13 protein-coding genes are annotated in these 23,717 nt (G+C 56.6%); 1 reads left to right on the forward strand and 12 read right to left on the reverse strand.

The features are described 5' to 3' along the window. Positions 1 to 75: 75 nt before the first annotated feature. The 3 genes from RISK_RS21950 to RISK_RS21960 all read right to left on the reverse strand — a co-directional run bounded on the left by RISK_RS21950 (position 76) and on the right by RISK_RS21960 (position 3,889). On the reverse strand, positions 76 to 2,418 hold the full coding sequence (locus tag RISK_RS21950) for a YfhO family protein (protein ID WP_236696566.1): 2,343 nt from the start codon (positions 2,416 to 2,418) through the stop codon (positions 76 to 78). Between the two features lie 55 nt (positions 2,419 to 2,473). After that, complete coding sequence (locus RISK_RS21955; RefSeq protein WP_047816699.1) at positions 2,474 to 2,944, reverse strand: PEGA domain-containing protein; 471 nt, start codon at positions 2,942 to 2,944, stop codon at positions 2,474 to 2,476. A 123-nt stretch (positions 2,945 to 3,067) separates the two neighbouring features. Further along, positions 3,068 to 3,889, reverse strand: coding sequence for a class I SAM-dependent methyltransferase (locus RISK_RS21960; RefSeq protein WP_047816447.1), 822 nt, complete (start codon positions 3,887 to 3,889; stop codon positions 3,068 to 3,070). 236 nt (positions 3,890 to 4,125) lie between these two features. On the opposite strand from RISK_RS21960, the gene RISK_RS21965 reads away from it, so the two are divergent. Next, positions 4,126 to 5,448, forward strand: coding sequence for an anti-sigma factor family protein (locus tag RISK_RS21965; protein ID WP_236696567.1), 1,323 nt, complete (start codon positions 4,126 to 4,128; stop codon positions 5,446 to 5,448). A 9-nt stretch (positions 5,449 to 5,457) separates the two neighbouring features. Here the strand turns inward: RISK_RS21965 and RISK_RS21970 are convergent, their stop codons facing one another. From RISK_RS21970 to RISK_RS22010, 9 genes are all read right to left on the reverse strand, one after another. Continuing rightward, positions 5,458 to 6,900 (reverse strand): DUF1501 domain-containing protein, encoded by a 1,443-nt coding sequence (locus RISK_RS21970; RefSeq protein ID WP_047816448.1) that lies wholly within the window; start codon positions 6,898 to 6,900, stop codon positions 5,458 to 5,460. A gap of 8 nt (positions 6,901 to 6,908) precedes the next feature. Further along, on the reverse strand, positions 6,909 to 9,872 hold the full coding sequence (locus RISK_RS21975; RefSeq protein ID WP_083435139.1) for a DUF1553 domain-containing protein: 2,964 nt from the start codon (positions 9,870 to 9,872) through the stop codon (positions 6,909 to 6,911). 385 nt (positions 9,873 to 10,257) lie between these two features. Then, positions 10,258 to 11,208, reverse strand: a complete 951-nt coding sequence (locus RISK_RS21980) for a dihydrodipicolinate synthase family protein (protein WP_047816449.1) — start codon at positions 11,206 to 11,208, stop codon at positions 10,258 to 10,260. Between the two features lie 155 nt (positions 11,209 to 11,363). Next, complete coding sequence (locus RISK_RS21985) at positions 11,364 to 12,653, reverse strand: DUF1501 domain-containing protein (RefSeq protein ID WP_047816450.1); 1,290 nt, start codon at positions 12,651 to 12,653, stop codon at positions 11,364 to 11,366. A gap of 186 nt (positions 12,654 to 12,839) precedes the next feature. After that, entirely contained in the window at positions 12,840 to 16,376 is a 3,537-nt protein-coding gene (locus RISK_RS21990) for a DUF1553 domain-containing protein (RefSeq protein ID WP_236696568.1), read from the reverse strand. 146 nt (positions 16,377 to 16,522) lie between these two features. Continuing rightward, positions 16,523 to 17,959 (reverse strand): DUF1501 domain-containing protein, encoded by a 1,437-nt coding sequence (locus RISK_RS21995; protein WP_047816452.1) that lies wholly within the window; start codon positions 17,957 to 17,959, stop codon positions 16,523 to 16,525. Next, positions 17,949 to 21,149, reverse strand: coding sequence for a DUF1553 domain-containing protein (locus RISK_RS22000; RefSeq protein ID WP_053061273.1), 3,201 nt, complete (start codon positions 21,147 to 21,149; stop codon positions 17,949 to 17,951). The genes RISK_RS21995 and RISK_RS22000 overlap by 11 nt, the downstream gene beginning before the upstream one ends. A gap of 1 nt (position 21,150) precedes the next feature. Then, positions 21,151 to 22,866, reverse strand: a complete 1,716-nt coding sequence (locus RISK_RS22005; RefSeq protein WP_053061274.1) for a FecR domain-containing protein — start codon at positions 22,864 to 22,866, stop codon at positions 21,151 to 21,153. Further along, positions 22,863 to 23,450, reverse strand: a complete 588-nt coding sequence (locus tag RISK_RS22010; RefSeq protein WP_047816703.1) for a sigma-70 family RNA polymerase sigma factor — start codon at positions 23,448 to 23,450, stop codon at positions 22,863 to 22,865. The genes RISK_RS22005 and RISK_RS22010 overlap by 4 nt, the downstream gene beginning before the upstream one ends. Between the last annotated feature and the right edge of the window lie 267 nt (positions 23,451 to 23,717).

Below are 23,717 nucleotides of genomic sequence, written 5' to 3' on the forward strand. Positions count from 1 at the left end.
CCCAGGCTAACGCCAAACGGCTCACATACCCGAAGACACCTGCGTACCGGCCTGGCCTGATCAGTAGTGGCCTGCTCAGAACGGTGACCAGTCGCGTCCACGACTGATCGACCCAACCCAAACCATTCCCATCACCAGCCAACCCAGAACCCAAACGATCACCGAACCCCTGTGCCACGGTGGTTGATAGATCCAACGAATCGTCCACTCACCGGGCGGACACCAAACGCCTTGTCCGATGCCATCGGCGGAAAACACCGAGACCGGGAACGGATTGAGCGACGAGTTCTGAGAATGCAGTTCGGCCCGCCATCCACCGTCTTGGTAAACACGCCGCGACACAAAGGTCTCACCGGTTCGAGGCGCTGACAAGGCTGCGGCGCGAACAACAATCGCATCGGCTTGGTCCCCGCGTTGGGATGCCATCTCAACCCGTTTCGACCATGGAGATTGTCGATCCAGCATCACTTGGTCGCGACGATGCATTCGTATCATTTGTGTCGACCAAACATGCCTCTGGCCATTTGGTGATCGAGAACCGCCCACTCCCAACCAAGCCGCCGTCCGTTGCCAATCCATCGGCGTGGGATGTTGGCGAGTCGCGGTCCAAAACTGATCGATCGCCCAAGGACGGATCGAAACGATGCTGTTGAAAACGGCTTCGTCCTGCACCAAGTGCCAGCGACCGTACCACCGTCGACGGTCGTGAACTTCCATTGCGAGTAAACGCTGCCGATCCGGCGTGGTCGTCCATTCCGCTGGGTATTCGCCACCGCCCGCCGTACGGATCCAGCGTGTTGTGTCCTCGGCCTCCGATGCGGTGTGGCTGAGTTCCTGCCAAGCGACGCGTTCCGCGTTGCGGTTGATCGTGGGAACCAAGTTCCAATGGGCAATCAACAAATCACAAGCGACCAAGGTCACCCATCCCCATCTCATGACCTGGGTCCGTGATCGAAAGAGCACGGCGACCAAAACCAAATTCGCTATCGTTGCCACCGCCAACACATGAACAAGGGACCTCAACCAACTCAACCATGCTTCGTCGACTTGAAACGGTCCCCAAACATGATCTGCCGGCGCGGCTTCCATCGAATCCATCGCGTACCAAACGCACAGGCTGCTCAACAAACCTCCGATCATTCCCACGGCCGCGATCGATGCGGCGCGGCGCTGGAACATTCGTTGCATGCGAGATTCGAACTCGGTCCCCTGCTGGAAAAGGACCTGGCTTCCTTTCGCGGCCAGGATGGCCAAAGCAAGGGCTCCCAACGGCAACCATTTCGCCGGGTAACGAAACGCCTCGTATCCGGGCATCCAATCGATCAACCATTGATACGGTGCATGCCAAGGCCCGTACCAACCCATCGCGGCCAAACTCGATGTGAGCAACACAAAGCCCCACACACCCCACCCGCGAAATTGCTTTCGGTCGCTTCGCCGCAAACCGATCACCACCAGAATCAACGTGGACAAACCGACATACAAACTGGGCGTCCACAAGGCGTCGATCGGACTGACTTCTCCGCCCAGGAACAACGGCCGATCCCAACGATGGTTCACTGGCCAGGGCGAACCAAACACCGATGGCATCGCCAACTCCAACCACCGCCATGGTGCGACTGAAAAGGCCAACGACTGCGAAGCCTCCTGCGGTGACCAGACCCGTCCACTGTGGCGTGCCCAACTCAGAGAAGCAGCCATCTGAGGAGCTGCCAACACGGCGGATCCGGCGGCGACACCCAGCAATCGGATCAGACCTCCCAGCCATTCGTGCCAAGCCTCTTGTTTCCAAGCAGCCCATGCCAACTGCAGCAACAACCACAAACCAACGAGCATGCCCACGTGCAGTGCCGTTTGTGGGTCGCCCCCCAACACCATCATCGCCAGCGCCACCGTTGGCAATTTCCAAGCGCGACGACTCGGGTCCAACAACGGCACGAGCGCCAGCGGCAACCACGCCGCACCGACCAAAAACGGCGGATTGGTCGCGAGAAACAAGACGCTGCCTGACAACGGATAAATCAGCGAGGCAACAACGGAAGACGCTGGTTCACAGCCCAGACGGCGGGCGGCCCAGAAAGCCGCCAGCGATGCCAAGACCAAGTGCAGCGTCACATACACGGCCAACGCGAGCGACGCATCTTCGGGCAACTCATTGACCGCCCCCTGGGCAACACGAGACTCGTTTCCCGGCAGCGGAAGCGAATACACCAGGTGTCGAATCGGATAGTAGACCGCCGTCGTTGTTTCTCCGGCCAACGGCATTCCCGTTTGGTCGAGCGGGTTCCACATCGCCGTCCAGAAGTACGACAGCGGGCGTTCGGCACATCGCTCACCCACGTATTGATACAGCGGCGTGTAGAAATGACTGACGTCACGAAATGCCAAGCGATCGCGGCCCGACCAAACGGAGGCCATCAAGATCAAGATGCACAGTGGTCCAATGAGGGCTAACCACTGAAAACCGGTCGACTCAGCCCTGTGGCATGACTCCGCTTCGCGATTGATTGCGGAGGGCTTCGGCACGGTTCAGAACATCCTCAGAGGGTTCGATCACTTGAGGCACCAATTCGATGTCGATGATCCGCTCATCACGAATTTCACCAGGCCAAAGGGTTTCGCTCACAAAGTCCAGACCTGGCAATTGATACCACGGCGGTTTGATCTTCCGCAGAACGGTTTCCGTTCGGAAACCCTCGCGTTCGATACGAACCTCCCGCGTGCCATAGTATTCAAAACTGGTGGCCGCTGGAGACGTTCCAATCAATTGGTTGTCAACTGAAACCGTTGCTCCCGGTGGGCTGGTCCGCACGGTCATTCGGCGACGCACACAACCCGTGCAGACAATGAACAACAGTGTGATCATTGTCAGCATTTTCGCATGCGAACAGAACGGCTGGATGCGGTTGGCCAAAGCGTGCAACTCAATGGTTTCCAAAGTCAACGAATTTGCCACATGCTGTCATTCGCCAGCCAATTCTGCACAGCAAAATAAGATGACGAAGAAAAATGGGCGACAGAGCACGGGAGCTTTGGAACTATCAATTGCCGCGGCGGCTCGGCTAGATCAGTTTTCTGGAATCCACAGCGTGGGAACGGCGGAGGACTCCGCCACCTGCTCGCTTCGCCGTCGAGCCTTGATTCGGACATAGGGCGGAACAAAGCGAGCTCGCTCAGCAAAGCTGCTTGGTTCAGCATCCCGTTTGGCATGCATTGGTTCGGACAGATCCTCAATCACGAATCCGGATCGACACATCCCGCCAATCAGTTCTTCCCAACGATGCAGGAATTCCACCGCACCAGGTTCCCTCAGCCGAGCGGCAACCGGATTGATCGGGGGCGGCGGAACAGGGGCGTTGGGGACGGCCTGGGTCGAGGATCCATTGCGGTAGTACGGATGTTCCACCGTGTATCGGGGGGAACCATCGACCGCTGTTCGTGGCTGGGTCGATGTTTGCAGGCTGAACGGCGATTTATGCTGACTGATGTAAACGCCTCCGCCACGAATCACCCTGGCAACCTGTGCGTACACCGCCGTGATCGAAGGCACATAACACGTGCTGACCGGGTGAATCACGATGTCGAAATGCCCCGCCGGCAACATTGACAAATCGTCCATGGAACCCTCGATCAGTTCGACCTGGTGCCCCCGCTGGCGAGCGGCAACTCGGTCCTGTTCCAACATCGCTGGCGACAGATCCACGACCGTCACACGAGCGCCCGCAGCGGCGTAGAGACAACTCTGCCGGCCCCCGCCTGCCGCGAGGCACAAAACTTTTTGCCCAGAAATATTGCCGCCCAGCCACCCGGCAGCGTCAACGGTTTGCAGCGGAGCCGCTAATTCCTCGTCCGAAACGATTTGGCACAGGGGAGATCCAGCCGCCGTCATCCGCTGATAAGCCTTTCGATTGGCCCCTAAAATGGTCTCACGGTCGATGGCGGATACCCCAGACGGATTGATTTGCGGTTAATTTGGGAACTTTCTGAGTTCATCCGTCATCTGACACCTTGACAGCCCGAATCACCGCACTGGCGGAAGGCTTGTCGACACTGTAACCCTACGCATGGACGCGTCGCGTTGGTTCGAAAACGTTTCAAACCTCGCTTTCGCTGCAAAAGAACAGCATGATGTCTTTCACACCTGAACAGATCGATCAACTGATCAGCGACCATTTGGATGGTCGTTTGAGCGAGGATCAATCGCAATGGCTCACCGAGCAGTTGCGCACGGACGCTGACTTGGTCCAGCAACTGGCCGATGCGGAATTCGATCGTCAAATGTTGCGATCGCTGCACCAAAATACAAGCACCACCTCGCGCTTGCCTGCCGATTTCGCATCTCGCGTTGTCGCCGCAGCCCAGCAGCGTGCAATCGACGATCATTTGTCGTCCGATCATCCCCTGCGAAAACTGCCGGTCTCAGCCCCGGTCGAAACGGTGGCTCGTCCATCGAGTCGCCACGGCCGCAGAACCTGGGTGGCAGCCATCGCTGGACTGGCCGCGGCAGGACTGTTTGTCGTGACCTTGCAGAACCGCGGGAATGATCCGAGTCCGAACAACCCGCTGATCGACCCATCCACCGCGATCGCTCAAGCGGATCCGGCCAACTCGGACCCCGATCCGATGTCGGGATTGGATTCCCAGGGTGCACCCAACATCGAAACGATCGCATCAAGCGATCTACCAAGCGTCAATCGCGAAGGGTCCTCCCCCGCAGCGGTTCCCTCGATCGATCAAACCGCTGCTGGGATGGATGGTTCCAATCAACCCGGTGGACCATCTCAACCCGAACTGAGTTCCATCGCGTCAGCGACCGAGCAACTCAACGCGGCCCCCATGGATCTGTCGGCAACCGTCGCAGTTGGAAACAGCAACGAGATTCAATCGCTGTCCGGCGCGGTGTTGATCTATGACGTCCAGCTGAAACCAGAAGCCCGTGATCCCGGAGCTCGCAACCCATTCGCACTGGACAATGACCCGGTTCGCCAAGCCATGACGACGGCCGGTTTGGCCGCGTCGAGCAAACAACTGGTCAACGAGCGTTTGATCGAAGCGACCCGTGAATCGGTCGCGTTGGAGGACGACACCCGGTATCAAATTCTGTTGCTGCGAGGTCCCGCGAAACAGTTGGACCGTCTGTTCCTTGAATTGCTTGCGGATGAAGACTCGATTGAGTCAGTTGGCATGTCGATGGCGATGGGCAATGCCGTCTCCGGGATCGCGTGGCAACAAGAAGAAGACGTGGTGCCTTCGAACGCGGTCGCTTATGACCTGAACACAGACGACAGACGTTCGTTGCAACGACTTGGCGTGGCCCTCAGCAATCGTGACTTCATGCCTGTCCAAGCTGAATCGTTCACCAAACGAATTGATTTTGCTTTGGGCTCCCCGGAAGCTGCCAGCACCGGCAACGACTTCATCACCGAAGTCCTGGTCATCGTTCGCTGATCAGCGACCTCACACCAACTCGTTGATGACATGTCCATGGACATCAGTGAGACGGCGATCAATTCCATCGTGGCGGAACGTCAGCTGTTTGTGGTCGATCCCCAATTGGTGCAGGATCGTGGCATGAATGTCGTAGACTTGCGTGGGGTTCAAACGGTCCAACGGCTTGTATCCCCACTCGTCTGATTCGCCGTGGGTGACGCCGCCGCGAATGCCACCCCCGCACATCCAATTGGTGAATACGTACGGGTTGTGGTCCCGTCCCTTGCTCCCTTGGGTGCTGGGCATTCGGCCAAACTCCGTGGTCCAAAGCACAATCGTGTCTTCCAGCATCCCGGTTCGTTTCAGGTCTTTCAGCAACGCTGCGGTTCCGACTGCCATTCCACTTGCCAGTGGTCGGTGATCGCGCTCGATATCCTCGTGCGAATCCCAGTTGCGTCGTGGGAAACCATTGTCGTTTCCAGACCAAATCTGTACGAAACGAACCCCGCGTTCGAGCAATCGACGGGCGATCAAACACTTGCGTCCAAAATACTCTGCCTCCTCGGCGGGATTGATCTTGTCGGGATACGTGGCCCCCATCCGATCCAATCCGTACATCTTCATCGTCTCCGCACTTTCGCCCGAGATGTCCAACGCTTCGGGTGCACTCAACTGCATTGCCGCCGCCAATTCGTAAGATCGAATCCGAGCCTCCAACCGTGAGTCGCCAGGATGTTGCTCCAGATGGCGACGGTTCATTCGTTCGAGCACCGCCAGGCCATCACGGTCCCCTGCAGCGGTCACAAAATCGGCGCGGGCCGTCAGGTCCTCAATAGGATTGGCTCGTTGCGGAAAGATAGTTGTCCCCTGCGCACTGGCGGGCAGGAACGCGGAACCCCAGTTCTTGGGTCCGTTGCTGGCAAAGCCACGGTGATCGGGCAACACAACAAAAGTCGGCAGGTTCTCGTTGATCGAACCCAGCCCATAGCTGACCCATGCTCCCATGCCGGGGAATCCGGGACGTTGGAAACCCGTTGCTTGCAGGTAAGTGGCCTGCGAATGAACGCCTGTTTTGCCCACCATGTTGTGGACAAAGGCCATGTCGTCCACACAATCGCCCAAGGGTGCCACCACCTCACTCAGTTGCTTGCCTGAACTTCCATACGGCGCAAACTTGAAAGGCGATTTCATCCACGGCCCCAAGCCATTTTGGAACGCTTCGACCGGTTCACCGAAGTCCGATTGCTGGCCGTGAAGCTTTTCCAGCAACGGTTTGTGATCCCACAGGTCGATTTGGCTGGCTCCACCGGCCATGAACAACTGCACCACGCGCTTTGCTCTGGGCGGATGATGCAGCACTTCGACAGCGCGTCCGCTGGCCGATTGAGCTTCGCTTTGTAGCATGGCCGCCATTGCCAACGCACCAAAGTTGGTGCCTGCCTGACGGAGGAATTCTCGTCGACTTTGCATGGGTACGTTCAATCCACAAACACGAATTCAGTCAGGTTGAATAAGATCCGGCACAGATTCTGCAAACCATGGTCATCGGCGTAGGCCACCAATTCATCGCGTTCGGCCGGTGTCGAAACTCGTTGGCAAAGCAATCGCATCGCCCGCTCCACTTGACCGGGAAGATTGTCGCTCTCCAATTCCAGTCGTTTTGCAAACGCTTCGGCCATCACCAAATTGAACTTGTTGTTCATCAATGAAAGCGCCTGCAACGAGGTCAGCGTTTCATTGCGACGCGGGGTACTCTGCGATGAGTCGGCACAATCGAGTGTCGTCAGAAAGGGATTGGGTTGCGACCGAGCGATGAACCGATAGATGCTGCGGCGATGGGATCGTTCGTCGCTCGGGTCAAACTTGTGATATTCAAAGTGTGGTGAATGCTCGGTCTTCGACAAAGCAAACAGATAGAAACCTGGTCCACCCATCGTTGTGTCCAGCGTCCCACTCACCGAAAGGATGGAATCACGCAGCTCTTCGGCCGAAAGCCGGCGTCGGTTGGCCCGCCACAAAAATTGGTTGCTGCCGTCGATCGCGGAATTCGCGGGGTTGTCTGCCGACGTCTGTTGATACGTGTTGCTGGTCACGATCATCCGGTGCAGGGTCTTCATCGATTGACCCCCGTCACGAAACTCGACCGCCAACCAATCGAGCAATTCGGGATGGGTCGGTTCAGCACCCATGCGACCAAAGTCATTGGGTGTGGCGACGATTCCCTGACCAAAGTGGTACTGCCAAATGCGATTCACGATCGAACGCCAAACCAAGGGATGTTCTCGATCAGTCAACCAGGTGGCCAACTTCGCTCGACGCTCGGCTTCATTGAGGCTCGCATCGAATTGCCACTGAGAATCGCTGGACAACGGAATCACGCCGGGCACCGCAGGGTCACCGGGAAGCGAAACCTCCCCGCGATGAAGCACAAACACCTCTCTTGGCTTGCCTCCGGTTGGCTTGAAATTTCCCTGGCTCGAAAAATCGGTCGCGGCCGCATACACCGTTTGCTGCGGTGGCAGGGAGGACAACAGAGACTCAGCCTCCGCGGTCTTCCGCTTCGCATCGCTGCGTCGCGCGACAAGTTCGGGAGTGGTCACCGCGGCAAGGATAGCATCCCGCTTCCGGGTTGCTTCAGCGATCCGGCGGGTTGCCTCCGGGTCTCCGATACGCGGCCATTTGTCGTCCGTCAAATTCTGACGACGCCAACGAATGGGGGCTTCGATCGAATCAAGTGAATCGACCGTTGCGCCGATCGCGACGTTCCGGCCACCGGACACGACTCGCAGTTCCGCGAGTGCGAAGTGGAAATCGGATTTGCGTTCGTTGAGCCGAGTCGCGGTGACACGAACCCGACGAACAGGCTGGTTCTCGAGCGCAAACTCGACCGGCATCAATCCCGGATTGGGAAAGTCATCCTCGCGAACTTCATGAAGGATGCTCCGGTTGCCAGCGTCATCGAACAACTCAATCTTGAACCGCTTGGGGAATCCGAACCCTGCGCCGATCTTGTTGAAGTCGTCGTCGCAGGCATGCAGCACGATTCGCGATGCCAACACTTCCGACTTCAGTTTCACCTCAACCCATTTTTCTGAATCCTCCGTGGCAGCGATCTCACTGTGGTAACCATGTTCCACCACCTTGATCGGCTTCAAGTTTTTGTTCAGCGTGTTGATCTGTGTCGTCAGCTCAGCCAACTCGGTGCCCCCTGCCGCTGCAAGCTCGTCTTCCACACTCTTTTGCTGAGCCTTGGCCTTCGACACCTGATCTCGCAACTGCTGGCGTCGTTGAGCGACATTCGGATCAGCATCAAACGTTCGATCGGCGCGATCGACGGCGGCGAAGACCGCTTGCATGCCGTAGTATTGCTGCTGCGTGATCGGATCAAATTTGTGGTTGTGGCACCGCGCGCACTGGACCGTCATGCTGCAAAACGTATTGAATGCCCCCGAGACCATGTCGTCACGATCAAGGTTGCGGGCCACTTTGCCATCCAGCTTGGATTCCGGCACCTCCACATGACCGATGAAGTCCCACGGACCCGCGGCAATGAAACCCAATCCCAGCGTGCCATCAGCGGTTCCAGGAAACAGCACATCTCCCGCGATCTGCTCCTGAACAAATCTCGCGTACGGTTTGTCTTCATTGAAAGATCGAATCACATAGTCGCGATAAGGCCATGCATTGGGACGCAGTTTGTCTTTGTCATAACCATTGGAATCGGCGTATTTGGCGACGTCCAACCAATGCCGCGCCCATCGCTCCCCGTAGTGTTCCGATTCCAGCAACCGGTCCACCAGTTTCTCGTAAGCCTTCTCGTCGGAATCGGGGTCGCTCACGTAATGTTCGACCTCCACTGGCGTGGGAGGCAATCCGATCAGATCGTAAGTGAGACGACGAATCAGCGTCCGGCGGTCGGCGGGCGGAGAATACGTGAGCCCCTTGTTCTTCAGAGTCCGGAGTACAAATTGGTCGATCGGAAATCTTGCCCAAGGATCGTCCAACTGGGGAATCGAAGGCCGTGAGTTCGGCTGAAACGACCACCAATCGAAGTTGTCGACCAAGGCTTCTTCCACCATGAAACCATCCGGCCAAGTCGCACCCTGGTCGATCCATTTCGCAATCGCGTCGATCTCCGCTGCGGTCAATGGATCCGCATCCTTGGGCATCTCCGCCTTGCCCCCTTCCGGCGAGATCAAATCCAGCAAATGACTCGCTGCGGAATCACCTGGTTCGACAAATCCGTCGGCAAAAAAGGCCGCGGACTCTTGCACCGAAAACCCTCCTTTGGCCGTCTCGCCCGCGTGACAAGACAGGCACCGCCGTGCCAGCAGCGGAGCGATTTGCAGTTCAAACTGATCGTCAGCTTCCTCGGCCTCAACCCTTCCAATTGAGAGGCCGCTTGCGACCCAGATCAAGAGCAGCATCCACCAAATCGCCATTCGGTTTGTTTCTGGCAACAACAATCTTTCGGCTTTCGTTTGGGGAAAGGGAAGGCTGCTCTTCTGTCAGAACCCAGTGTTCCCGGCTGGGTCTGTTTCAGAACCCAGTTCCCGGCTGGTCTGTTTTGCTGGACAACGACTTGCAGCCTGTTGATTTGAGCAGGTACGCAAGAATGATTGGGTCGAATCCTGTGAGCCGTTTGGCGTTCACCCCGGTTGAGTGCGGGAACCGTGGCTAACGCCAGGCGGCTCACATACCCGATGACATCTGCGTACCGGTTTAGTCAGCCGGAACGCGATAGCGTCCAGTTCGTCTCTGGTAACCGTGGGCTAGCGTCCGACGGCTGATCGTTCAATCTTTGAAACTTATTCAATCAACAGTCTGCTACATTTCGTTTTGGTAGATCGTGGAAGGGGTGATCCCGGCCTCGGACAGGAGCGAGCCGATCCGCTCCGTTTCGGATGGCTGCAGTTTCATCAGCGGCGGTCGCACATGGGCGGCATCGAGTCGGCCCAGCAACACGAGCGCCTCCTTCATGCGGTTGTGCATGTCGAGCAGTGGATCGGAGTAAAAGGCACGGACCGTTGGATAAATCCGATCGTTGATGGATCGGGCTGCTTGCAGGTCGTTCCTCTGCACAGCTTGGAACAGGGCGACTTGCAGATTGGCAATGACACTGCCGGCGCCGGACAGCAATCCGTCACAACCCAGCACCAAGGAACTGAGCAACCACATGCTGTGCGTCGAAAGCACCTTCACTGGGCAGTCCAAGGCGTGCAATTCGCGAATATGACGCTCGTGCAGGACAGGATCGTTGCACCAATCCTTGATCGCTCGGATCGAAGGGAACTCGGCGCAGAGCTTGAGCAGGTCGTCCAGCGGATAGCCAAGCCCTCCCGAGATTGGATACTGAAACAGGATCAAGGGAAGCTCGGTCGACTCGGCGATCGCATTCAGGTGGGCTCGGGCACACTCCGGTTTCTGCTGGCCGCCCATGGTCAGCACCTCGGAGGGAAACACCAGCAGTGCTGCCGCTCCGGCGGCGGAGGCCATCGTGGCCAGTGCAGCCGCTTCACGGGTGTTGCCGGTGTGAATGCCGGCGACCAACGGCAGCTTTCCAGCCAGTTCATCATGGGCAATCTCAATGCCGCGTTGCTGCTCTTCGAAGCTCAGAGCGTGCACCTCGGCAGCGTGTCCATTGACCGTGATGGCGGTGATGCCCTCGACGCCGGCGAGATCACGGAGGTGACGGCGATAGGCAGGTTCGTCCATTTCCAGATCGGAATCGAACGGCATCAAACAAGCGGGAATGACGCCTGTGGGATCGAATTGCATCGAAGTTGCTCTTTGGGGGGGCCTGCTGTTTTGTCTCGGCTGAATCTGGAGTCACCTGCGAGACAGGGTTCCAGATCGCGTGCCACCGGCTCATCCAACATCTCGGTTCATCCGGGTTCGTCGTGGCAGATCGTCACAACGTTTGCGGTGCCCTATCAGGACGCGAACAATTCGCGGATGGGTTGGCCCTGATCGGTCAACGGAACCGGCCGATCACCGGCGTAAAGATTCTTGCTGTAATCGATTCCAAGTGCAGCACAAATCGTGGCGAAGAAGTCAGGAACCCCGACTGGGTTGGAGACGATCTTCTTCGAAAGTTCGTCCGTTTCACCATAAGCACCACAGTGTGCCAATCCACCGCCCGCCAGCACACAACTGAATGCGGAACCTTGGTGACCGCGACCTCCACCACTGTCAAACTCCGGTGGACGACCGAATTCAGACGTGATCACAATCAACGTTTTATCGAGCAGCTTCTTTGCTTCGAGGTCCATGATCAGAGTCGAAACAGCGGTGTCCAGCTCCTGGATCAGCTTGTGTTGATTGACGATTCCACTGTTGTGGACATCCCAACCCGCTCCATTCAAAAAATTCAGGTTGTGACTGACTTCGATGAACCGCACACCACTCTCAACCAGCCGACGACTCAACAAACAGCGTTGACCGAACTCACCCCCGTAGCGGTTCCGCAGGTCATCCGGCTCGCCATCCAACTGAAAGACGCGTGTGAAGTCTGGACCACTCAACTTCATGCTCTGTTCAATCGCCGACTCATAGTCCAAGAACTTCGAGATTTTGCTCTGCCCTCGACTGTTTTTCAGCGTGGCAAGGAACTGCTCGCGGCGTGTTTGACGGTCATTGGAAATGCCATCGGGACGCGACAAGCCAGCGGGGGCACGTCCGGTTTCGGTGAGGTACAGGTAACCATGTTTCGAGCCCAGAAAACCAGGACCACGAGTCACGTTGGGATAGCCGATCAGCACGTAGGGAGGTGCGTCTTCGTTGACGGGGCCCCGCTCATGCGCAACCAAAGATCCCAGCGAAGGATAGGTGACTGTGCCGCTGATCGCGCGACCGGTGTGCATCCGATTTGTTGCGGCGGCGTGTTCATCGATGACATCGTGATTCACGGTCCGAACCGCTGTGACGCGGTCCATCACCTTGGCCGTTTCTGAAAGATGCTCACAAACCTGAACCCCTTCAACAGCCGTGTCGATCACATCGTAGTAACCTCCGGCTTTCTTCGCTTTTGGATCTCCCTTGGCCTTGGGATCAAACGTATCAATCTGCCCCATTCCGCCCCCGAGCCAGATCGAGATGACATGCTCGGCTTTCCCTTGCAATCGTTCTCCCACCCCATTCGCGGTTGCGATCGGAGCCAGGCTGACGGCACCGGCCGCCGCGGCACTGCTGGCAAGAAACTGGCGTCGCGTGGAATTGCTCATGGTTCATCCTGGGGAAGGATTGGTGGGGAGTGGTTTTCTACTTGAGTGACCCGACACGTTACGTTCTGTCGATTGAGTGTTGACATGAAAATCATAACCCGACGCGTGAGCGAGGGACCCCATCGAATTCCTCGCTCACGCGCCGGGTCACTCAATCAACAGGCCGCTGCGGGTTGCGTTCTGTCGTCAGGGGATCCAGACAAACTGACGATCGTTGACCAGACTCCAAACGACATCTTCATAGACCTCCCGCCACTCTGGCCGGAGTTGTGGCGCCGGGGCGGGGCCACGAATGATTCGGCGTTGCCATTCGTTTTGGATTTCGTTCGCTTCGGGAACCAAGTGATTCGTCCAGGTGGAGACTGGCAACGGGCGATCCACCGGCGGTGGCTGCACTTGGTCAGCTGGCATTTCGCGTTCCTTGAATCCAGACGCCAACACCGGCAAGAGATCCAACTTCTCTTGTGCGTCTGGATAGCGAGCGAAGAATCGAAGGAACAACGAATCCAATAATGTTTCGGGCGATTTCGCATCCATTGCCAAGCACGCCAGCTCACTCTGATGAGCCGCTCGTGTCAGAGTCATCGACAACGTGCCGTTGGCCAGAATGCCAGGTTGCAGCAGGTTGGGTTCGGATTCACGATCGACAATCGGTTGTTGTCTTGTCCCGGTCCACCCAAACGCCTCCAGAACATCGGCGATGGGCTGAGCACGTGGCAACGCGAGACTGGGTCGGTCACGTTCGTTATTCAAGCCAGCAAACATCCAGGCTCGATCGGGGAAGCCAAGCGACAATCGCCGCGACATGGGTTCCGCTCCATCATGAGTGAATGTCAACTCTCCGGTATCCATTTCACTGCCGGTTGCTGTGAACAATGAGTCAACGACCTGTTCCGCCGTCAATCGTCTTGGGTCAGGAGCGTTGAAGAATCGTTGTTCCGCCGAGACCAGTTGGTTCTGACCAATGGCTTCCCGCTGATAGGTCTCGGACGTCATGATCAACTTCAAGACATGCCGCACATCATAGTTGTTGGCAACCAATTCATTTGCCAACCAAGCCAGCAGTTCCGGATGGCTGGGCGTTTTGCCTTCCCAATCATTGACCGGTTGAACGATCCCAGCCCCCATCACGCGATTCCAAAGATGGTTGACGACCACCTGAGGAAAACGGTGATTCTGCGGAGAAGTCACCAACGCCGCCAAACGTTCGCGTGAGTCTTTCGGGTTGCGAACGAGAGCGTCGATATGCGGACCATCTTCCACCCCGGTGAACGAGGCGAAGGGCCATTTCGGTTGAACCTGTTGACCTGGTTTTAAGGTCACCTGAATCAATGACTCACGGCCAATGCCTTCAAAGAATGCATCAGGCACACGGCTCGTTTTCGGCGGTGTGAGCTGTTTGCGACTCAGCATCGCGGCCAACGAATACAAGTCTTCCTGCAAGGTGCTGTGATACGGTGAGTCATGACAGCGAGCACATTGCAGTTCGATGCCGAGAAAAGCGGACGCGACAATGTGACCTTTCGCAGCCATCGGCGAATCGTTCTCGCCCGCCAACCCAAAGCCTGCGCTGCCTCCGTCACCCGGACTCCCTCGCATCAAGATCAACTCGGTCACCATTTGATCCAGCGGTTTGCCATCTCGCAGTGACTCATACAAGAACCAACGAAACGGTCCGGTTGAGTTGAGTGACTGGTTCAAAAGCGTGGGATTCTCGGCCAGCAAATCCAGCCACAAACTCACCCAGTTGTCAGCGTAACGCTGGTCGTGCAAGAGTTGATCGATCAAATCCGCTCGCTTCCCAGGATCATCGCAATCCAAAAATTCGCGAGCCTCCGCTTCGGTCGGAACGGTTCCGACCGTGTCGAGATAAACACGTCGCAAGAACGCAGCGTCGTCACTCACGGGAGCGTCAGCGATTGCTTCGGAAGGGATCGGAGGATGGGGCCAAATAGCTCCGCCTTCGATCCATTTCTCCAACGTCGCAATCTCCTCGTCAGACAAACCTGTTTCGGTTGGCGGCATGTCGCCGGAGTGGATCCGCACCATCATCTCACTGGCGTCTGGGTCGCCCGGAACAACCGCGGCCATTTCCGAATCGCCCATCGAGAGTGCATGCTCGCGAGAATTCAAACGCAAACCGCCCTGTGCCTTTTCGCCATGACAACGGAAACACTGCTCAGAAAGGATTGGCAGAACATCGCGATGAAAGTGCTCGGTCGTCGCCTCATCGTTCTGTGCTGCTTGGTCGAGTGCACGAGCGATTTTGTCAGCGACGAATTGATCGACGGGATGCCCTTCGGCACTCTCTCGTTGAGACAGTTTTTCTTGGACAGCCTTCTTAGCGACTTGGTGTCGTTCTTCCCAAAACGCTTCTTGTGATTGGGCAGCTTCGCGCCGGGTGACATTTTCAAAAGCGACCAGCGTGGCTTCGAACTGACGGAGTTTCGGTTCCACCACAGCATCGGTGAACTCCAGAGGGGAGGAAGCATCTGGCTTCAACACGTACAGCGGTCCTTCACTGGATGGCTGCATCGCCACGCAAACCTCGCCCGATTCCGTTCGATCACCGTTGCCACCAACCAGCAGTTCCAGGACGACCCGCACACGTTTTGTGTCGTCCGAAGAATCCGACTTGATTTCAAATTCCGTGAACGCTTCCTGTTGCGGGAACGGCAGCAGTCGAGCATTGGAGACCAACGGATCCGGGACCGGCACGATTGGTTCCAAATTCCCACTGCGACTGCGAACGGTTTTGGTGCGAGCGACCACTTGGCCGTCAATCCACAATCGACCAAGCGAACGATCGCGCATCAGGAAGCGGTGTTTACCGGTGGGAAGTTCGACGTCGCCTGCGATGCGAAGCAACATGGGTGCGTTCCAACTCGAGCGAATCCCCCAGTCATCGTATCGAACCGGAATTCGAGATAGCAAAAACGAATCGCCCCACCAGCGAGTCGTCTCGCTTGGCCACGATTCGCTTTCATACAACCAACGATTCCCCGCGGGCATGTTTTCACTGATCTGAAACAAAACCTGACCTTCAGGGATCTCTCCGACGTCGGGCATCACTTCAGGGGCCAGTCTCACAACGCGTTCTTTTCCCACGCGGTTGAAACGGGCGGCCAATATCTTGTCGTCCAGAACGGTGCGGTGGATCGCGACCGCGTCCAACATTCCCGAGAAGCGTTCGCCGATGCGCACTTCGTCATCATCCACCACAGGCGTTTCTTTGGTCGCTCCGCCCATGTCCCAGGCGCCATCGGTCGGCTGCCCATTGACCCAACCGCGGATCGTTTCTGGTTTTCCAAATTCATAGGTGACGGCGATATGGTGCCATCCCGTGGAAACCGGAAAACCTGCCTTGGATGTCCAGCGATGCCAGTGCTGGCCCGTGCCGGTCAGCTTGGTCGCAAACAGAAAATTGACACGCGCCTCGCCCTCCTTGCCCATGATTCGAAACGCCCAGTTCTGGTTGTCGCGAGCAAATTTTGGCGAACCTGTGCGGCCTTTTCCCATGATGTATTGTGGCTGACCGTCGCGAATGTTGCTTGGGTTGACCCAGGCTTCCAGTGTGATTGCGTCCCCGTTCTGGAAGTCGAAATCGCTTTTGGGCCCGGGATCCGAAACCGACAGATACGCTCCGGCATCGAGTTTGACGGCGGTGTTGTTGGCTGCCATCTCAGGGAATTCAGGAGGGCGAGGGCCGGCCTGATCACGCATGATGTTTCCGTGCAGCGTCAGCCGAGCTGTCGCCTCGCTCCCGAAATCCCAGCGTGTGAACGCACTCGTTCCAAGGTCCGTCTGGGCGTGCGATGGGCTCGCCACGATCAAAACCAACAGGACAAAAAATACTGGCGTGGCGAATTTCATGTGGATGCGATCTCCGTGTACGCCCGGCCTTCGTTTTGATCGATCCGTTCGGGGCGGCCCTTGTGCATGTAAACCAGCTTCTTATGGTCCACGCCCATCAGATGCAGGATGGTGGAATGAATGTCGTGAACATGCAGGCGATCTTCGACCGCATGCAGCCCCAAGGCGTCCGTCGTTCCGTAGGCTCGCCCACCGTTGACTCCACCACCGGCCATCCACATGGTGAATCCAGTTGGGTTGTGGTCACGACCGTCACCTTTTTCGCTCATCGGAGTTCGACCGAACTCGCCTCCCCAAACGACCAACGTCTGTTCCAGCAATCCTCGTTGCTTGAGATCTCGCAGCAATCCTGCGACCGGCAAATCCATGCCTCCACACATCCTGGTGTGGTTCCCTTCCATGTCCGAGTGGGCATCCCATTTACTACCCGCGCCGTGGTAGCACTGCACAAATCGAACGCCTCGTTCAACTAAACGACGTGCCATCAACAGATTGCGTCCATACGCTTCTGTTTTCTTATCATCCATGCCGTACATTTTTTGGGTCTCGGCCGTCTCTTGAGACAGATCCACGGCCTCGGGAGCATGCGCCTGCATTTTGAATGCGAGTTCAAAACTGCGGATGCGGGCGTCGAGATCCGTGTTGTCCTGCCGCGATTCGGCATGCCGTCGATTCAGTTGCGAAAGGAAATCGAGTTCCTTTCGCTGCTGAGCCGGCATGACATGCTGTGGTGGAACCAGATTTGAGAAGGCAGGCCCTTCTCGCTGCATCGTGGTTCCTTGATAGACAGCCGGCATGAATCCGGCTCCCCAGTTTCGAGCGCCATTGATCACACGACCTTTGCCTTCCTGCATCACGACAAAGGCCGGCAGGTTTTCGTTTTCCGTGCCAAGACCATACGTCACCCAGCTGCCCAGCGATGGTCGACCGGCGAACTGAGTCCCCGTGTTCATCTGACAGATGCCGCCGGAGTGGTTGATCCCATTGGTCCAACACGAGCGAATCACAGCCAATTCGTCGGCCATCTTCGCGGTATGAGGCAGCCAATCGGAGATCCACAGCCCACCTTCCCCATGCTGTTTCCACTTTCGCTGCGTCGGCATGATGGGAGAGTCAAATTCACCCATCGCGGTGATCACACGGCCAAAGCTTTCTGGGATCGGCTTCCCGGCCAACTTGTCGAGATCGGGTTTGGGATCAAAGGTGTCCAGATGGCTTGGACCACCATCCATGAACAGGAAGATCACGCTCTTCGCTTTTCCGGGATGATGAGTCAACTTGGAAGCCAGCGGTGATTCCGCAGTCGGGGTGGCAGCCTTTGCCTCGTCGTTTTGCAACAAACCAGCCAAAGCCAAAGCCCCAAAACCCCCTCCTCCCTGCAACAGCATTTCTCGACGAGAAACAAGTTCACGGCTCGCTTGATCAATCGACATAAATCACCTCGTTGGAGCAAAGGAGTGCGTGCATCAGTGCAATGCGTGCTTGCATCGCAGGAGAAGTCGAGGTCATTTCTCGATCGGTCACCAAGGCATGATGCTGTTGCCCTGATTGATCTTGCCCCAGATTTTCGACGTCCGTGAACCCAATATCAAACAGCAACTGCGACGAACTCCGCGGTTCGCCGAACAAGTCGTCCTGGCTGAGTGCTCCCTGATGCAAACGAACCTTTTGAATCAACCCGTCCCACCGGTGATGGGTCGAACGACCACCAATTTCAATCGCGCGATTGGCTTGCACCTTCCAGCGAGCTTTGTGAGCAACATGAGCAACTTCTGGTTCGGCATCTGGTTTCGACAGGTCCTTCAGATAAAACGTGATGCCTTCCTTGGAAGGATCGTCCAGATCAATTGACACTGCGATGGAGTACGGTCGATTCAGTTCCAGTCGGAGATTGGATGCGATGACTTCGTATTCTGGTTTGCTGTCCTTGTCGGTGCGTGAACCGACCAACTGCAGAATCAAATTGCGAGGTTGATACCCACTCTTGGTCGAGGTCACTCCGAGCGACCAACCGCGTTGGGAGTTGTTGCCTGACCAGCCTGTGATGATCGTTCGAACGGAAGCGTCGGGGTACAGCGAGTTCAACATCACCGTGGCTTCGAGGGTCAAGTCACCCGTGGTGTCCGGATCGATCAACTCCTCAATCGGCGGCACTTGAATGGACACTGGTTTCTTCGGATTGAGCTGAATCGCGGATTCACCGCTCGGCATCGATGCAAGCAAACTCGGTGGTTCAGGGATCTTCACACTTGCTTCGTAAGACTCCACGAACGCGGAGGCCAATTCCAGTTCTTCCGGACTCGGTTTTCGGAAGTAGAGACGCTGGTAGGCTTCCTCCACCAGCGAATCAAGGCTCATCGAACCAGCGTTCTTCAGCAAGTTCTTGGAACGATCGTGCATCCACGGGTTGTTCATCATCAGCAAGGATTGGGGCGACGTGGTCGTTCGATGCCGTTTGCCGCGACTCTCGACGCGATCCGGAAAATCAAACACGGCCAACAGTGGGTCCAACGCGTTGCGTTTGACATTCTTGTAGATCGCTCGTTTCCCTGGCCCCATTTCACCACTCGCCGTCATCAGACAATCATGAATTTCCTCCCCGAACAGTCGCCGAGGATTTTGCCGCCAAAGAAGGATGTTCTGCGGGTCAAGCGTCGCCAGTTGATCGTCCATCGGCCGCTCGGAAGATTGACGGTAGGTCGCTGACGTCAGAATCAGTCGATGCAGCTTTTTCAAGCTCCAACCGTCCTCCATGAAGCGACGGGCCAACCAATCCAGCAGTTCCGGGTGCGAGGGAGGCGTTCCGAGATGCCCAAAGTCGCTGGCGTTTTCCACCAACCCGCGCCCGAAGTGTTGTTGCCAAACGCGATTGACCATCACCCGGGCTGTCACAGGATTGTCTTCGCAAGCAATCCAATTCGCCAAGGCAGTTCGTCGGCCGGTTGATTGCAGTGCTTCATGAGGAGGTTGAATCTCGGGTTGTTCGTCTTCCAGAACGAGCGGGAACGCTGGCTCAATGGGAGTGTCATCGTTCAAATCAGGAATGAATGTCGGTGGTGCCACTGGTCCGACATCGCTGGCGACGAACTTCATCGTTGGCAGCGGCTCTGGTTTCAGGTGATCGAATTCCGCCAACTGGTTCAGTAACGCTTGACGCTCGGCTTCCTGTTCCTCCTCCAACGACTTGGGAAGCTCCTCTGGCTTCAACACCAATTGCCGCATCATCAACGACACAATCTGGTACTCGTAAGGAGTGATTTCGTGACGTCGACTGGCTGCGAGAGATTGCAGTTCTTTGGTGAACATCTTGAACCCCTGCCCTCCCGCTTTTTTGAGGAGCACGAGTCTTTCGATTTCGTACAGACGTTGGCGAATGTCCGCGGTCGCTTCTTCCCAAACCTTTTGTTGTTCAAAGTGCTTGGCGCGAGTTTCAACATCACCAATTGGCTGATCTTCCCGAGGAAGCAGTGGTGTAAAAAACGATCGAAGAGCGTAGTAGTCTCGCTGCAACAAAGGATCAAACTTGTGATCGTGGCAGCGAGCGCACTTGAGACCTTGTGCAAGGAACACATCCGCGGTCGTTTCGGTGACGTCGTTGAGGATTTGTGCCCACTGCCCCTCGACATCGCGTTGGTTGTATTCGTAAATCCAGTGTCGCAGGAACATCGTGCCGATCAGGGCATCCTTGTTCCCTGGATCAACTTCATCCCCGGCAAGTTGCTCCATCACAAACCGATCATACGGTTTGTCTTCGTTGAACGAACGCACCACGTAATCGCGGTAATGGTGGGCCTCTGGGCGAGAGTGATCCGCGTTGTAACCATCCGAATCGGCGTAGCGAACGAGGTCCAACCAGTACCTCGCCTGATTCTCGCCATAGGCAGAACCGTCCAACAACTGCTCGACTAGTGTTTCGTACCAACCCTCCTCACTCTCTAGCAACCATGCCGTTTCATCGTCAGGAGGCAATCCAGTGAGCGAAAAGTGAACACGTCGGGCAAGCTTTGTGCGTTCGGCTTCTGAAGCAGGGTGGACGTTGTCTTCAGCTAAACGTTGAAAGACAAAGTGGTCAATTTCGTTGCGACACCAACCCTTGTCGTCCACTTCGGGAACGGACGGATCACCCACGGGTTGAAAGCACCACCAGTCACGATCGTGCTCGTCGATCTTCGATATTTTTTTCAGTTGCAAACCGTTCGGCCAGTCAGCGCCAGCGGCCACCCAGGCGGCAATGCCCTCCACCATGGAATCTTCGAGCGGACCGCTAGGAGGCATTTCGAACGATTCGTAACGCAGTGCCTCAAGCAGCAAGCTTTCATCAGGATTCCCGGGAACGATTGCAGGCCCTGTGTCGCCTCCGCGCAACAGACCTTCCAGGGTGGTCAGGTTCAGGCCACCCTCCTGTTTGTTGTCGTCATGACATTTGATGCAACTGGACAGCAGCATCGGTCGAACGTGTTGTTCGAACTGATCCCGCGTTGCGACCGAAGGTTCCCCGGCAGCGACGGGAAGTTCACACGCCAGCAACAACGCTGCGACAACAACGGTTGGCCATTCCAACCCAGAGAGCAGACGCATCAAGTTGCCAGTCGATCGAAGAGGACGTTGTCCGGAATATTGCATTTCATTCTTCCTCTGGCAGGCCAGCGATGAAGACAGGATCGACAAAGTGATTGTCGTCGAGCGCGTCCTGAATAAAGAGTCCTTCGATTGTCTCACCGCTTGCGTATCCCAAGTCAGAGAGATCAATCCCAACGGCCAGACCACGAAACTTATTGCTTTGTTGTTGCGGTGTCATCTTAAGCGAATCGAGTTCCGCAAGTGACTTCGCAGGTTCCGCAAAAAAGTGGACATGGAAATCTGTCAACACTTTTGCTTCGGGCGATTCCATCGTCAGGTCATACTTTCGAATCGTGTAGGACTTGAGCCCTTCGCGAAACTTCAGCGGGCTGACGTGAAATGCGTCGCCATCAAGCGGATTGCCGAACGTCTGCAGATCGAAAACCAACACATCGGCTCCGGGACCATTCACGACCGGTTGGTCGAAACGAATCGCCATCCCGGGCGTCCCGGAGTCACCTTCGAGAACGGGATCGGTTGTCAGTGGATCCACACTCCCATCGGGATTGATCACTCCCGTGACGAGACTTTCGTCCAGCAATGCTTCCAATCGGGACGCTGGGTACGTTGCATCACCACACAAAAACGGCCGTGGCTCGGTCGCTTGGAACCAAGTCAGTCGAGCAGGAATCAGTGAGTCCACCGGCAACCGATTCACTTTGCCACCCCGTTGGACGGTCACGCTGGTCAGGTGTTCGGCTCCTCCGTCCACCGCAAGGGTTGTCTCATAAGAAACGACACGGTCGGGCAATTGGCTACGGTAGGAAGTCGTCTGAAATGGCACGCGCTCCGTCGCAACCAGACCTGCGGACACGTATTTCTTTGCTTCTCCGCCCGCCAATCGTTCCAGCAATTCGCTGGCATCGTGTGAACCTGAATCGGAAGACTCGACACCTCCCTCAACCTCGTAGATATCGGCTGCGCCTTCGATCACTTGCACTTCCGTCTCACTCATTTCGCCGACGTTCACCGAAAATCGAGTCCCTCGATCCACCACCCGGGTGACTGGCGTGTTGACGTGAAAACCTTCTGCTCCTTGGGGCACATGGACCGAACAGCGACCAACACTCAGATCCAAGCTCTCGTCGGATGAAATATGAAAGACCGCTGGTCCTTCCAAAATGGCCGAGGCACCGGTCGGAAACACAATTTCAATGAGACCGCTCATCAGAACGTATTCTCGATACGTCGGGAGCACCGCATTGACTGGGGGAGAAAGCTCACCAAAGAACTTCGCATGCGAACTGCTGGCCAACCGAGCGTGACGCACGCCCACCGTGGTGACAGGCGGATACATCCCATTCCCTGTCACGGGAGTCTGCCCCTGCGGCCGGAAGACAAACAACGAGCCAACAACAAGGATCAACGCCGCCACCACCACAGCAAAGTGAGAGGCAACCGGACGGCTCCTTGGCGATGTCTTGTCGGCCGGTTCCACGTTGCTTGGATGAGCACCCACCTGCGACATCACCTGAGCGACAAACTCATCCTGACTATCCGGCAACTGCGCGAGCGTCTCACGGACAAACGCATCCCGTTGCGGCAGCGAGTCCGCCACCACCAAGCCAAGCAATCGATGTGTTTGCAACAAATCGGCGGCACGCTGCACAAACCGTTCGTCACTGGCGAGCAATTCGTGCAGCTCTTCCAGTCCACGTTCGTCCAACTCACCTTCGAGGTAGTCGGTCCACCTGTCAGCAAAACGTTCCTGGTCGTTCACGACGAACCTCCTTCGCTCGCGAGCCTTGCATCCATGCACTCTTGCAACTTTCCCCGGATCTTCCAGAGTTGTTTCTTCACCGCGGGCACGGACCGTCCGCTGCGATCGGCCATTTCCTGAAGCGGGATTTCTTCGTCGTAGCGCCACTTTAAAAAGCGACCAAGGTGTTCACCCAACGTTTCCACGCACCGCTCTAAATGTTCGATTTTTGTCGACCAAATCTCGGGGGACTGTTGGCAACGGCGATCCAGTTCTCGCTGCAACAACTCCGGTCCATAGCGAGCGTGATAATCCGCGATTCGTCGCAATCGCGTCTTCTCTGTCATCAGCTGGTAGCGGGCAATGGTGAACAACCAGGCCCCAAAATCAGTCCCCAATTCGAACTCTTCCAAGCGAGAAAACGCCGCCACAAAGCTGCGTTGGGCGATTTCATCCACGTCGATTCCCATCGGCACGTGCGCCGCGAGCCAAGCCCGCAAGGACCGCTCATACCGGCGCAGAACGACCTCGAATTCAGCTGTCTCGCCACGTAAAACACGTCGCAAAGCATCTGTCACTCGCCGATCGTCGGGGAAAGAGTTCATGGTCATCTCATGAAGAACATGGCAGCAGATTGGACCAGGTTACCTGCAATCAACATGTTTTCATAAAAATGCCAGCTCTCGCTGAGTTTTCTGTGCTCCCACACCACAGAATTCACTCGGCAGCGTTTTGGCGGTCTCGATGCAACAACAACCTCTCCTGAAACACAGTTTGGGGAGAGCGATATACTAGGTCGAGCGACGCCGTTCAGGCGTACGCGAGGGTGAGGGCCGGGCATGGGAGGCGGCGAGGATGGCCCTCCCCCGGTA

The organism is Rhodopirellula islandica (assembly GCF_001027925.1).
GTDB lineage: Bacteria > Planctomycetota > Planctomycetia > Pirellulales > Pirellulaceae > Rhodopirellula > Rhodopirellula islandica.

Bases quoted from the DNA above. Each gene is read 5' to 3' on its own strand.
- RISK_RS21950 (WP_236696566.1), bottom strand. From the start codon at position 2,418: ATGGCCTCCGTTTGGTCGGGCCGCGATCGCTTGGCATTTCGTGACGTC.
- RISK_RS21960 (WP_047816447.1), bottom strand. From the start codon at position 3,889: ATGACGGCGGCTGGATCTCCCCTGTGCCAAATCGTTTCGGACGAGGAA.
- RISK_RS21965 (WP_236696567.1), top strand. From the start codon at position 4,126: ATGATGTCTTTCACACCTGAACAGATCGATCAACTGATCAGCGACCAT.
- RISK_RS21970 (WP_047816448.1), bottom strand. From the start codon at position 6,900: ATGCAAAGTCGACGAGAATTCCTCCGTCAGGCAGGCACCAACTTTGGT.
- RISK_RS21975 (WP_083435139.1), bottom strand. From the start codon at position 9,872: ATGGCGATTTGGTGGATGCTGCTCTTGATCTGGGTCGCAAGCGGCCTC.
- RISK_RS21980 (WP_047816449.1), bottom strand. From the start codon at position 11,208: ATGCAATTCGATCCCACAGGCGTCATTCCCGCTTGTTTGATGCCGTTC.
- RISK_RS21985 (WP_047816450.1), bottom strand. From the start codon at position 12,653: ATGAGCAATTCCACGCGACGCCAGTTTCTTGCCAGCAGTGCCGCGGCG.
- RISK_RS21990 (WP_236696568.1), bottom strand. From the start codon at position 16,376: ATGCGTGATCAGGCCGGCCCTCGCCCTCCTGAATTCCCTGAGATGGCA.
- RISK_RS21995 (WP_047816452.1), bottom strand. From the start codon at position 17,959: ATGTCGATTGATCAAGCGAGCCGTGAACTTGTTTCTCGTCGAGAAATG.
- RISK_RS22000 (WP_053061273.1), bottom strand. From the start codon at position 21,149: ATGCAATATTCCGGACAACGTCCTCTTCGATCGACTGGCAACTTGATG.
- RISK_RS22010 (WP_047816703.1), bottom strand. From the start codon at position 23,450: ATGAACTCTTTCCCCGACGATCGGCGAGTGACAGATGCTTTGCGACGT.